Raw genomic sequence first — 13,016 nt, 5'->3', positions numbered from 1 at the left:
GACATGCCAAAACGGCCACCCGGGCGGGTGGCCGTCATCACAGCGGCGGAGTGTCCGAGGACACTCCCGGAGGGTGGCTCAGCGCTCCTTGAGTGCCTGTTCGATGGTCCGCATGACCTCGTCCAGCGGGGCGTCGGTCCGGGCCACCGTCACCAGCACCTCGCCCTGCGAGGCGACCGTGCTCGCCGCGGCCGGCCGGGGCGCGGACTCGCGGCCCGCCCCGATCCCGTTGCCGAACGTCTTCCGCACGATCGCGAAGGCGTGGTCCAGCTGCGCCTCCACGTCGCCCTGTCCCCCCGCCCGCAGCCAGCGCCGCAGCACGTGGTTGTGGGCGGTGACCACCGCCGACGCGGCGACCTCGGCGAGCAACGGGTCGTCGTTGGCGTCGTCGGCGTGGGCGTGCTCGTCGAAGTGGCCGAGGAGGTAGCGGGTGAAGAGGCGCTCGTAGCGGGCCACCGAGGCGATCTCGGCCTCGCGGAGGGTGGGCACCTCACGGGTCAGCTTGTACCGGGCCACCGAGATCTCCGGCCGGCCCGCGTACATCTTCATGACTTCCTTGATGCCACGGCACACGGTGTCGAGCGGGTGCTCGTGCGCCGGGGCCGCGTTGAGCACCGCCTCCGCGCGGACCAGCGTGTCGTCGTGGTCGGGGAAGATCGCCTCTTCCTTGGAGCGGAAGTGGCGGAAGAAGGTGCGGCGGGCGACCCCGGCCGCGGCCGCGATCTCGTCGACGGTGGTCGCCTCGTACCCCTTGGTCGCGAAGAGCTCCATCGCGGCGGCCGCCAGTTCTCGGCGCATCTTGAGCCGCTGGGCCGCCGCGCGGCTGCCCGCGGCACTCTCCGGCGCGTCGGGCGTGGCGGGGGTACGTGAGGACTTGGCGGGCTGGGACATGACCCGAACGTACTGCATGTGCGCAGCTCGATGCGCAGGCCCGGGGTTTCCCCCGTCCGCGGGGGACGGGGGGCCGCCGGGCCGGGCGGGCTGGAGACGGCCGAGCCGGGCGGGCGGGGGAGGGCTGCCGGGGCCGAGCAGCCCGCCCCAGCCGTCCTCGTCCCGGAACCAGTCGCCGACGCTGTCAGCGGCGGGCATATTCGCGGAAGCCGCGGCCGGTCTTGCGGCCGAGGCAGCCCGCGGCCACCAGGTGCTCGAGGAGTGGCGCGGGCGCGAGGCCCGGGTCCCGGAACTCCCGGTGCAGCACCTTCTCGATCGCGAGCGAGACGTCCAGGCCGACCACGTCGAGCAGTTCGAACGGGCCCATCGGATAGCCGCCGCCGAGCTTCATCGCCGCGTCGATGTCGTCCAGCGAGGCGTAGTGCTCCTCGACCATCTTGATCGCGTTGTTCAGGTACGGGAACAGCAGCGCGTTCACGATGAACCCGGCCCGGTCGCCGCAGTCGACCGGGTGCTTGCGGATCTTCGCGCAGACCTCGCGGACCGTGGCGTGCACGTCCTCGGCGGTCAGCACGGTCCGGACGACCTCGACCAGCTTCATCGCCGGGGCCGGGTTGAAGAAGTGCATGCCGATCACGTCCTGCGGACGCGAGGTGGCGCGGGCGCAGGCGACCACCGGCAGCGAGGAGGTCGTGGTGGCCAGGACCGCGCCCGGCTTGCAGACCTTGTCCAGGGTCTGGAACAGCTGCCGCTTGACCTCCAGGTCCTCGGCGACCGCCTCCACGGCCAGGTCGACGTCGGAGAAGGCGTCGTACGAACCCGCCGGGGTGATCAGGTCCAGGGTCCCCGCGGCGGCCTCCGCGGTCATCCGGCCCTTGCCGACCGAACGGTCCAGGGACTTGCCGATCCGGGCCTTCGCCGCCTGGGCCTTCTCCTCGCTGCGGGCGGCCAGGACCACCTCGTAGCCGGCCTTGGCGAAGACCTCGGCGATGCCGGAGGCCATGGTGCCGGACCCGGCCACGCCGACCGAGCGGACCGTACGGCCCTGGGTGAGCGCGGCGCCGTCCAGCGGGGTCCCCGCGTCCCGGACGACCGTGGCGCTGCCCGGCGCCTCGTAGGTGTAGAAGCCGCGCCCGGACTTGCGGCCGGTCAGACCGGCCTCGCTGAGCTGCTTGAGGATCGGGGCGGGGGCGTGCAGCCGGTCCCGGGACTCCGCGTACATGGCGTCCAGGACCGTGCGGGCGGTGTCGACACCGATCAGGTCCAGCAGGGCCAGGGGACCCATGGGCAGGCCGCAGCCGAGCCGCATGGCCGCGTCGATGTCCTCACGGGAGGCGTACTTGGCCTCGTACATGGCGGCGGCCTGGTTGAGGTAGCCGAACAGCAGCCCGTCGGCGACGAACCCGGGACGGTCGCCGACCGCGACCGGCTCCTTGCCCAGCTCGATCGCGAGGTCGGTGACGGCGGCGACGGCGCCCGGCGCGGTGAGGACCGAGGAGACGACCTCGACCAGCTTCATCGCCGGGGCCGGGTTGAAGAAGTGCAGCCCGAGGACGCGCTCGGGGCGGGCCGAGGCGGCGGCCAGGCGGGTCACGGAGAGCGCGTTGGTGCCGGTCGCGAGGACGGTGTCCGGGCGGACGACGCCGTCCAGTTCGCGGAAGATCTGGTGCTTGATGTCGTACGACTCCGGGACCACCTCGATGACGAGGTCGGCGTCGGCCGCGGCCGTGAGGTCGGTGCCGGTGCGGACCCGGGCGAGGACGTCGGCGCGCTCCTGCTCGGTGAGCCTGCCGCGCGCCACGGCACGGGCGGTGGAGGTCTCCAGCGCGGCCACGGACCGCGCGGCCTGGGCCTCGCTGATGTCGATGCCGATCACCTGGCGGCCGGCCCTCGCGAGGACCTCGGTGATACCGGTGCCCATGGTGCCGAGGCCGACGACGGCGACCGTGCGGAGCGGGGACAGGGAAGGGTCGGACTGGGGAGTGGCCATCGCGGGACTCCAGGAATGAGGGTGACGACTGGAAACGCGCCCGGGTGCGCCGAGGGGGCGCACCGGGTGCGAGAAGAGCTGCGTGAATGCGGGTGTCGCCGGGCTGCGAGCGCACACGCCCGGTGCGGCCGCCACGGGCGCGCACACGCCCGGCGGCGGCGGATTCCGACCGGCCCTGTCCCGGAGCCGAGCCGTACTGCGGTACGAGGTACCGAACCGACTTTTGATGCTCACGACGGCTGCGTCACCAAACCGATGTGAGCGTTGCTGCGAGTGGGTGACTCGCTCGATTGAGCTTAACCGGCGGGTAACGAGCGCGCCAGCCCCCCGACTTTGTGATGTACGTCCCCTTGCCGCGGCAACCCCTCTACGCTGGGCTTCGTGGACGAAGAGTTGCGATCACTCACGGAGCGTCTGCGGCGGGAGTCGCAGGGAACGGCCGCCTACGACCGGCTCGTTGCCACCGAGGACCACGACGATCTGGCGGAGGTGCTGACCGCCGTCGGACAGCCCCTGTGGGCCAGGGAGCTGGCGGCGTACCGGCTCGGGGTGGCCGGGGACCGGCGAGCCTTCGAGACCCTGGTCCTCCTCCTCAACCACCGCGACCCGCCCCGCTGCGCCTCCGCCGCGCACGCCCTCGCCCGCCTCCAGGACCCGCGCACCGCCCGCGCGGCCGCCGCCCTCGCCACCAACGAACTGCGCGTGGCCTACGCCCTGCACCCGGTCCGCCTCCTGGTCGAACTGCGCGCCCCGGAGTCGGTCCCCGCTCTCATCACCACCCTGGAGCGCCGGCTGCGCCCCCACGACCCCTACCGCAAGATCGCCCTCGCCTGCGTGGACGGCCTCGGCACCCTCGCCGACCCCCGGGCCGGCCGGGTCCTCAAGGAGGCCCTGGCCCATCCCACCCTCGCCGAGGCGGCGGTCCGGGCCCTGGCCCACATCCCGCGGCCGAGATGACGGCCTCCGCCGGTCAGCCGGCGACCACCGCCAGCGCCTCGACCTCCATCAGGAACTGCGGCGCGACCAGGGCGGCCACCTGTACGGCGGAGGACGCCGGGAGGCGGTCCTCCGGTATGTGGGCGGCGCGGGCCGCGCGGAGGGCCGGCAGGTGGGCCATGTCCGTGACGAAGTAGGTGAGTTTGACGACGTCGTCGAAGCCGGCGCCGGCCGCGGCCAGGCACCGGCGCAGGTTCTCGAAGACCTGCCTCGCCTGGGCGGCCGGGTCGCCCTCGCCGACCAGCTCGCCGTGCTCGTCCAGCGGGAGCTGCCCGGAGACGGCCACGAACCGGCCGGTGCCCGCCACCACGTGCGTGTACTGGGCGGCGGGGGCGACTCCGGCGGGGGCGGGGATGCGGGTCAGATCACTCATGCGTCCATGGTGGACCACGGGTGTGACAACAGCCCCGCCGGACCGGTGCGTTCGGCTCGGCCGGCTCAGCGGCGGAAGCCCAGCAGGCCGTGCAGGGTCGAGCCGCGGGAGGTCGTGGAGGCCGTCTTGGTGGTGAGCGGCTTCGGGTCGGGACTCCTGCGGCAGACCGCGTCGGCCGTCCCGGCGCCGCGCGGGACCGTGCCGTCCGTCAGGTAGGCGGCGAGGTGCTCGTCCAGGCAGGCGTTGCCGCTGAGGCTGATGCCGTGGTTGCCGCCGCCCTCTTCGACCACCAGGCTGGAGCCGGCGAGGAGCCGGTGGGCGGTGACACCGCCCTGGTAGGGGGTGGCCGCGTCGTCCGTGGCCTGGAAGAGGAGCGCCGGCGGGAGCCCGGTGTTGGCGATGTCCGCCGGCTTCAGCGTCTTCGTCGGCCAGTAGGCGCACGTCGCGTTGTACCAGGCGTTGTTCCAGACCATGAACGGCGCCTTCTCGTAGGCCGCCCAGTTGTCCTTGCGCCACTGGTTCCAGTCCCGCGGCCAGGACGAGTCCCGGCACTGGACGGCCGCGTAGACGCTGTAGCCGTTGTCGCCGGACGCGTCGACCGCGCCGAAGTCGTCGTACGCCTCGACCAGCGCGGCCGTCTTCTTCCCGTTGACGTACGCCGAGAACGCCTCGGCCAGGTAGGGCCAGTAGCCGTTGTAGTAGCCGCCGGGGATGAAGGTGTCCTCCAGTTCGGAGGCGCCCACCCTGCCGGCCGCCGGCTTCTTCGCCAGCGCCGCCCGCATGGCGTACCACTTGGCCTCGACCCGCTTCGGGTCGGTGCCGAGCCGGTAGACCTGGTCGTACTTCGCGATCCACGCCATCAGGGCGCGGTGCCGGTCGTCGAACGCCCGGTCCTGGCCGAGGTTGTCGTCGTACCAGACGCCGGTGGGGTCGACGATCGAGTCCAGGACCAGGCGGCGGATCCGGTCCGGGTGCAGCTTGGCGTAGACCGCGCCGAGGTACGTGCCGTACGAGTAGCCGAAGTAGCTGACCTGACGGGCGCCCAGGGCCTGCCGGACCAGGTCCAGGTCCTGCGCGGCGCTGACCGTGTCCAGGTACGGCAGCACGCTCGCGTACTTCCTGCCGCAGGCCGCCGCGAACGACCGCACCCGGTCGAGGTTCGCCCGCTCCAGCGCCGGGGTGGCCGGGACCGAGTCGGGGCGCACCGGCTTGAAGTAGCCGGGCGCGCAGTCGACCGCCGGGCCGCTCCTGCCGACCCCGCGCGGGTCGAAGCCGATGACGTCGTACCGGGCCGCCACCTTCTTCGGCAGTGCGGACGCCACGAAACCCGCCAGGGCCAGCCCGCTGCCGCCGGGGCCGCCGGGGTTGACCAGCAGCGGGCCGAGCGGGGCGGACGCGGTGTGCGGGACCCGGGAGAGGGCGAGCGTGATCTTCTTCCCACCGGGGTTCCGGTGGTCGAGCGGCACCTCGACCGTGCCGCACTCCAGGGTGGGGTAGTCGGTGGTGCCGCACTTCTTCCAGGTCACCGGGGACGTCTGGACGGCGGCCCGGGTGGTGGCGCTCGCGGGCGGGGCGGTGAACGACCCGGCCACGACGGCGGCGGCGCACAGCACGGCTGCGCGTGTTCGCATGGAGCCTCCCAGGACGGAGGGATCGCGGACCGCGCGTGTCACGGCCCTCGCCGCATCGTCCCGGGGCCGGGGCCCGGAAGAACCTGTTCAGATGAGTAATGACCCGATTGGGCCGAGGGTTGCGCTCGAACGCCCTGGGGCTTGACGGGTGCTCACGACAGGGTCGGACGGGTGTTCACAGCAGGGTCAGTTGGGTCGGCTCGGACGGCTCGGCCGCGCCCGTGGGGCCGGCCGCCGGTACCGGCAGCCGGCGGGGCGCGCCCGCGCGGGCCGGGCCGATGCCGTACTCCCGGGCCAGTTCGTGCACCTGACGGGTGATCCGACGCTGGTACCACTTGGGGGCGTAGGCGCCCTCCGCGTACAGCCGCTCGTAGCGCCGCACCAGGTGCGGGTGGTGGACGGCCAGCCAGCTCATGAACCACTCGCGGGCCCCCGGGCGCAGATGCAGCACCAGGGGGGTCACGGAGGTGGCCCCGGCGGCGGCGATGGCCCCTACGGTGGCCCGCAGCTGGGCCGGGTGGTCGCCGAGGAAGGGGATCACCGGCGCCATGAGGACCCCGCAGCCGATGCCCGCCCCGGCCAGGGCGCGTACGACGTCCAGGCGTCGCTCGGGTGCCGGGGTGCCCGGTTCCACGGTCCGCCACAGCTCGGGGTCGACGAAGCCGACGGACACCGATATGCCGACGTCGGTGACGTCCGCCGCCCGGCGCAGCAGGTCGAGGTCGCGCAGGATGAGGGTGCCCTTGGTGAGGATCGAGAACGGGTTCGCGTGCTCGGTGAGGGCCGAGATGATCCCCGGCATCAGCCGGTAGCGGCCCTCGGCGCGCTGGTAGCAGTCGACATTGGTGCCCATGGCGATGTGGTCGCCGAGCCAGCGGCGCGAGCCCAGCTGGCGGCGGAGCAGGTCGGGCGCGTTCACCTTGACCACGATCTGGGTGTCGAAGCCGATCCCGGTGTCGAGGTCCAGGTAGCTGTGGGTCTTGCGGGCGAAGCAGTACACGCACGCGTGCGAGCAGCCCCGGTAGGGGTTCACCGTCCATTCGAACGGCATTCGCGAGGCGCCCGGCACCCGGTTGATGATCGACCGCGCCCGTACCTCGTGGAACGTGATCCCTCTGAACTCGGGTGTGTCGAACGTGCGCGTCGTGACCGCGTCCGCGCCGAACAGCGCGGTGCCGGCCCGGTCGTGTCCGGCCTCCTCGGTGAGGTTCTCCCAGCGCATGACGCCTCCTCGGTAGCACTGGGCACAGAATAGAACATCTGTTCCCATGATCGTGCGGACGATCCGTGAAGACCGTGCGGGTGCCGTTTCCGACCGCTTACGGCCCCCCGATTTGGGCGGCCGGGCGCCGGGGTGGTTGGCTTGGCGCGACCCCGAGAACCCAGGTGCTGGAGGAACGCAATGGCGCAGGTCGAGGCCACCACGGAGCGGATCGTCGCCGCGGACCCGGAGACGGTGTTCGACACCCTCGCCGACTACAGCGGCACGCGCGCGAACCTGCTGACGGAGCACTACAGCGAGTACGAGGTGCGCGAGGGCGGCGACGGCGAGGGCACCCTCGTCCACTGGAAGCTCCAGGCGACCAGCAAGCGCGTCCGCGACTGCCTCCTGGAGGTCACCGAGCCCACCGACGGCGAGCTCGTCGAGAAGGACCGCAACTCCTCCATGGTCACCACCTGGCGCGTCACCCCCGCCGGGGAGGGGAAGTCCAGGGTCGTCGTCCACACCACCTGGCAGGGCGCCGGCGGCATCGGCGGGTTCTTCGAGAAGACCTTCGCCCCCAAGGGCCTCGGCCGGATCTACGACGGGGTCCTCGACCGGCTCGCCGCCCAGGTCGAGAAGTAACCTCCCGGCGGACGGGGGGCGTTGGCCCCCCTCACCGGTTCGAGTGGATCTCCGTGTCCACCCGCTCCGTACCGTAACTCGTCGCGCTTGTTCGTAGTTGTCGCCTTACGGCGGGAATTGCACGCAGGTGCGACGAGGGGAGCGGTACGTGGGCGGAACGACACTGGTGCAGTACGAGGAACCGGCCATGGCGCCTTCGGACGCCCCCGCGCCGGAACCCGCTCCGGCACCCGGACTCGGGCCGCGCCGCACCTGGCTGGTGTTCTGCGGGCTGATGCTCGCCCTGCTCCTCGCCGCGCTGGACCAGATGATCGTCGCCACCGCGCTGCCGAAGATCGTCGGCGAACTGCACGGCCTCGACCGGATGTCCTGGGCGATCACCGCCTATCTGCTCACCGCCACCATCGGACTGCCCGTCTACGGCAAGCTCGGCGACCTCATCGGCCGCAAGGGCGTCTTCCAGTTCGCGATCCTCGTCTTCGCCGTCGGCTCCGCGCTCGCCGGACGGGCCCAGAGCATGGACCAGTTGATCGCCTTCCGGGCCGTACAGGGCGTCGGCGCGGGCGGGTTGATGATCGGCGTACAGGCGATCATCGCGGACATCGTGCCACCCCGGCAGCGCGGCCGGTTCATGGGCCTGATCGGCGCCGCCTTCGGACTCGCCTCCGTCGCGGGGCCGTTGCTCGGCGGCTACTTCACCGACCACCTCTCCTGGCGCTGGTGCTTCTACGTCAACGTCCCCTTCGGGCTGGTCACCCTGGCCGTCGTCACCGCCGTCCTGAAACTGCCGAAGCCCCGCGCCCGGGCCCGTTTCGACGTGCTGGGCGCCCTGTTGCTCGCCGCCGCCTCCACCTGCCTCGTCCTGCTGACCAGTTGGGGCGGGACCGAGTACGCGTGGGGCTCGCGCGTCATCCTCGGGCTGGGCGCCGGTGCGGTGGCCGCCACCGTGCTGTTCCTCGTCGTCGAGCACCACGCCGTCGAACCCCTCATCCCGCTGCGGCTGTTCCGCGACTCCGTCTTCAACGTGTCCGGGCTGGTGGGGCTCGTCGTCGGCGTCGCCCTGTTCGGTGCCGCCAGCTACCTGCCGACCTTCCTGCAGATGGTCGACGGCGCCTCGGCGACCGAGTCCGGACTGCTGATGCTGCCCATGATGGGCGGGATCGTCGGCGCCTCGATCATCACAGGACAGCTCATCAGCCACACCGGGCGCTACCGGATCCACCCGGTCCTGGGCGGCGGCCTGTCGGTCCTCGGGATGTGGCTGCTCTCCCGGCTCGAGGTCGGCACCCCGCGCTGGCAGTACAGCATCTGGATGGCCGTACTCGGCGCGGGCATCGGCATGGTGATGCCGGTCCTCGTGCTCGCCGTGCAGAACTCGGTGCGCCCCACCGACCTGGGCACCGCCACCAGCGCCAACAACTACTTCCGGCAGATCGGCGGCAGCGTCGGCGCCGCCGTCTTCGGCACCCTCTTCGCCGACCGGCTCACCGACGCCCTGCGGCACCGCCTGCCGGCCCGCGCGGGCGCCCGGCTCCCCGACCCCGAGGGACTCACCCCGCAGCTCGTCCACGCGCTGCCCCCGGCGCTGCGCGACGCCTACGTCCGCGCGTACGCCGACGCGATGCCCCGGATCTTCCTGTATCTGGTCCCGGTGCTCGCTCTGGGCCTGCTCATCGCCTGCTTCCTCAAGGAGAAACCGCTGGTGTCCCACCCCACCGCCGAAACGGACCCCCTGACCGTGACCACCTCGATCCCGCAGGCACGCCCCCAGCCCCCGGCCGGAGAGACCCCCACCCCGCTCCGCCCGCCGCACACCGGAGCCGGGATCCCGGTCTGCGGCACGGTCCAGCACCCCGACGGGACCGTGGTGCCCCGCGCGGCCCTGACCCTCATCGACGCCGTCGGCCGGCAGGTCGGCCGCGGCGCCAGCGGCGCGGACGGCCGGTACGCGCTGGCCACCCCCGGCTCCGGGTCGTACGTCCTGATCGCCGCCGCCGGCGGACACCAGCCGCAGGCCGTCACCGTGACCGTCGGCGAGCGGCCCGTCGAACTCGACGTGGTCCTCGGCGGCGCCGGGCGCCTCGCGGGCAGCGTCCTCACCGCCGACGGCACCCCCGTACGGGACGCCACCGTCACCCTCACCAACGTGCACGGCGAGGTGGTCGCCAGCGTCCGCAGCGGCCGTGAGGGCGGCTACGTCATCACCGAGCTGGTGGCCGGCGAGTACACCCTCGCCGGCAGCGCCCCCGCCTTCCGCCCGGCCGCCCTCCCGGTCACCGTGCAGGCCGCCCGGGAGACCCGGCAGGACGTCGAACTCGCCGGCGGCGCCGTCCTGCGGGGCACGGTCCGCGCCGGGGGCGGGCGGCCGGTGGAGGACGCGCGGGTGACCCTGCTCGACGCCGCGGGGAACGTCGTCGACACCCTCACCACCGGAGCCGACGGCACGTTCCGGTTCGTCGACCTGTCCTCGGGCGAGTACACCGTCATCGCCGCCGGCTACCCGCCGGTCGCCACGGTCCTCCAGGTCGCGGGCGGTGGCCGCACCGAACGCGACCTCCAGCTCGGCCACGAGGACTGAGCGGCGGCCCGGCCGCGGGCCCGGCGAGCGGCGCGGTGAAAGCGGTTCGCGCACCGCACGGGGGCGCGGACCTGCGCGCCGGTGCGATCAGGTGGAACCAATTCCAGGATTGCCACACATCGCAACCGCCCGCCACCGTACGGTAGTGGCGGGCGGCACAGATCTTTTGCGGAGCCGTGGGGAGAGAGGGCCTGGTTCATGGACCGTGGCAGCGAGCGGGACGCACCTGCCGGCCTCGGTGCCGGGGACCCGGTGGCGGGCCGCGTCCCGCTGGCCGTGGTCGTCGTCGACCGCGCCGGCCGGGTCTCCCACTGGAGCTCCGGTGCCCGGCGGCTCTTCGGCGCCGCCCGGGAGGACGCGATCGGCCGCTCCGCCCTCGACCTGCTGCCGGTCTCCGGCGCCCTCCCCGAGGACGACGAGCTCACCCCGTACGGCGCCTACGCGGCGTACGACGGACTCGGCCCCGACCTGGAGTCGTCCCTCGACGGACGGCTGAACTTCCCGGCGGCGGGCCGCGCCCGCATCACCGTGTCCGGGCGCGGCGAGACCGGGGAGCCCCCGCCCGCCGGGTGGCGGCCCGACCGCGCCGACGTGCTCTGGTGGGCGTATCCGCTGGTCGGCCCCGGCGAGGAGCGACTGCTCGTCCTGGCCGCCGACGCCGAGGGGCTGCGCCGGGCCGAGCGGGACGAGGGCATCGCCTTCGAGCGGATCGCACCCGGCTTCGCCCTGCACACCGACTTCCCCGGCGCGGAGGAACTCGCCCGCAGGCTCCCCGACATCCTGCCCAGCATGAGCGTCGACGAGAGCGCCCGCATCGTCGCCCAGGTCCTCGAACTCGGCTATCCCATACTCGAGTTCAGTCAGAACGACCGGGTGCCGGTGACCCCTGACTGGGGTGTCGCCCGGCGCACCGAGCGCCAGGCCCGTCGGGAGCGCGCCGCACACGTGGCGGCCCAGGGCCTGCCCGTGCCCGCTGAACTCGCCGACGACGACGGCGATGACCTCGAGTACGCGGCCGTCCGGGAACGCCTCGAGTTCCTCAACGAGGTCAGCGGCAGGATCGGCACCTCACTCGACCTGTCCCGCACCATCGTCGAGGTCAGCAGAGCCGTCGTACCGCGCTTCACCGACGTCGCCGGCACCTATCTGCGCGAACAGGTCGTCGCCGGCGAGGGGTTCCCGGACGGCGTGCCCGACACCACCACCATGTGGCACCGGGTCGCCCTCGAACACACCGACGAACCCGGCCGCTGGGACGACGTCGTACCCGTCGGCGAGGCCATGCCGTTCCCGGCGCACACCCCGTTCTTCCAGTGCATGACCAGCGGCGAACCGGTCCTCGTGCCGCGGATCAGCGAGGAGATGGGCCACGCCATCGCCTCCCAGTTCGAGAAGCGCGACATCCGGCCGCTGATCACCGGCCGTTCGATGCTGGTGGTCCCGCTGAAGGCACGCAACGTGGTGCTCGGCTTCATGATCCTGCTGCGCCACCCCGAGCGCGAGATCTTCAACGACATGGACCGGGTCACCGGCGCCGAACTCGCCGCCCGCGCGGGCCTCGTGCTCGACAACGCCCGCATGTACACCTTCCAGGAGAGCGTCGCGGAGACCCTCCAGGACAGCATGCTGCCGCACATCCCGCCGCGGATGGCGGGCTGCGACATCGCCACCCGCTACCTGCCCGGCACCCTGCTCGGACGGGTCGGCGGCGACTGGTTCGACTCCGTGAAGCTCCCCGGCGCCCGCACCGCCCTGGTCGTCGGCGACGTCATGGGCCACGGTCTCAACTCGGCCGCGATGATGGGTCAGTTGCGCACCGCGGTGCAGACGATGGCGGCGCTCGACCTGCCGCCCGCCCAACTCCTGCGCAACCTCGACGACCTGGCGCAACGCCTCGGCGACAGCTACCTCGCGACCTGCCTCTACGCCGTCTACGACCCGATCGAGGGCGAACTGCACCTCGCCAACGCGGGCCACATCCCGCCGGTGCTGGTCCGCGCCGTCGACGGCCGCAGTGAACTCCTCGACCTGCCCACCGGCGCGCCCATAGGCGTCGGCGGGGTCGCCTTCGAGTCGCTGCGGGTGCGCGTGGAGCCCGGCGACCGGCTGGTGATGTGCACCGACGGGCTCGTCGAGATGCGCGGCGAGGACATCGGCGTCGGCCTCGCCACCCTGTGCGAGTCCGCCGCCCACCCGGCCGCCTCGATGGACGACGCCTGCGACACCATCATCCGTGCCCTCAACACCCGCGGCGGCCGCAAGGACGACGTCGCCCTGCTGATGGCCCGCCTCAACGGCATCGAGCCCGACGACGTCGCCGAATGGCGGTTCGCCCTGGACCCCGCCGAGGTCCCCCGGGCCCGCGCCGCCGTCCGCGAACAACTCCACGACTGGGGCCTCGGACGCCTCGCCGACCAGGCCGAACTCATGGTCAGCGAACTCGTGACCAACGCCGTACGGCACTCCCACAGCCGCCCGGTGCTGCTCCGGCTGGTGCGCGGCGAGACCCTGCTGTGCGAGATCGAGGACGACGACCACACCCTGCCGACCCTGCTCAACGCGCGCCCCGACGCCGACGCCGGACGCGGACTGCGGGTGGTCAGCACCCTGGCCCGGGAGTGGGGCACCAGCCGTACCGCCGCCGGGAAGACCGTCTGGTTCGAACTCACCTCGCGGCGCCGCTGACCCAGGGGGCGCACGTTCGCCGAACG

9 protein-coding genes are annotated in these 13,016 nt (G+C 72.8%); 4 read left to right on the top strand and 5 right to left on the bottom strand.

All coding sequences use genetic code 11. The features are described from left to right. Positions 1-78: 78 nt before the first annotated feature. Positions 79-891 carry a TetR family transcriptional regulator gene (locus MB828_RS01770; RefSeq protein ID WP_301646631.1) on the bottom strand — a complete coding sequence of 271 codons (813 nt, stop codon included), beginning with the start codon at positions 889-891 and terminating at the stop codon, positions 79-81. Positions 892-1,075: 184 nt separating this feature from the next. Then, positions 1,076-2,881 carry a 3-hydroxyacyl-CoA dehydrogenase family protein gene (locus MB828_RS01765; protein WP_301646630.1) on the bottom strand — a complete coding sequence of 602 codons (1,806 nt, stop codon included), beginning with the start codon at positions 2,879-2,881 and terminating at the stop codon, positions 1,076-1,078. 381 nt (positions 2,882-3,262) lie between these two features. Here MB828_RS01765 and MB828_RS01760 point away from each other — a divergent pair, with 381 nt between their 5' ends. Then, a complete protein-coding gene (locus tag MB828_RS01760; protein WP_133026253.1) occupies positions 3,263-3,838 on the top strand; it encodes an adenylosuccinate lyase in 576 nt (191 codons plus the stop codon). Between the two features lie 13 nt (positions 3,839-3,851). On the opposite strand, the gene MB828_RS01755 is transcribed toward MB828_RS01760, so the two are convergent. The 3 genes from MB828_RS01755 to MB828_RS01745 form a co-directional block, all read right to left on the bottom strand. Beyond that, on the bottom strand, positions 3,852-4,250 hold the full coding sequence (locus tag MB828_RS01755) for a RidA family protein (protein WP_301646629.1): 399 nt from the start codon (positions 4,248-4,250) through the stop codon (positions 3,852-3,854). Between the two features lie 65 nt (positions 4,251-4,315). After that, positions 4,316-5,881 (bottom strand): alpha/beta hydrolase, encoded by a 1,566-nt coding sequence (locus MB828_RS01750; RefSeq protein ID WP_301646628.1) that lies wholly within the window; start codon positions 5,879-5,881, stop codon positions 4,316-4,318. A 175-nt stretch (positions 5,882-6,056) separates the two neighbouring features. Beyond that, positions 6,057-7,103, bottom strand: coding sequence for an Rv2578c family radical SAM protein (locus MB828_RS01745; protein ID WP_301646627.1), 1,047 nt, complete (start codon positions 7,101-7,103; stop codon positions 6,057-6,059). Positions 7,104-7,283: 180 nt separating this feature from the next. Between MB828_RS01745 and MB828_RS01740 the strand changes: the two genes are divergently transcribed. From MB828_RS01740 to MB828_RS01730, 3 genes are all read left to right on the top strand, one after another. After that, a complete protein-coding gene (locus tag MB828_RS01740; RefSeq protein WP_133026249.1) occupies positions 7,284-7,727 on the top strand; it encodes an SRPBCC family protein in 444 nt (147 codons plus the stop codon). A 148-nt stretch (positions 7,728-7,875) separates the two neighbouring features. After that, complete coding sequence (locus MB828_RS01735) at positions 7,876-10,305, top strand: MFS transporter (protein WP_301646626.1); 2,430 nt, start codon at positions 7,876-7,878, stop codon at positions 10,303-10,305. A gap of 198 nt (positions 10,306-10,503) precedes the next feature. Then, positions 10,504-12,990: a SpoIIE family protein phosphatase gene (locus MB828_RS01730; protein ID WP_301646625.1), complete on the top strand. Its 2,487-nt coding sequence runs from the start codon at positions 10,504-10,506 to the stop codon at positions 12,988-12,990. The last annotated feature ends 26 nt before the right edge of the window (positions 12,991-13,016 follow it).

It is taken from the genome of Streptomyces arenae (assembly GCF_022343545.1).
Lineage (GTDB): Bacteria > Actinomycetota > Actinomycetes > Streptomycetales > Streptomycetaceae > Streptomyces > Streptomyces humi.
The sequence above is the reverse complement of the archived record's forward strand: the minus strand, read 5'-3'. Positions and strand labels throughout refer to the sequence as shown.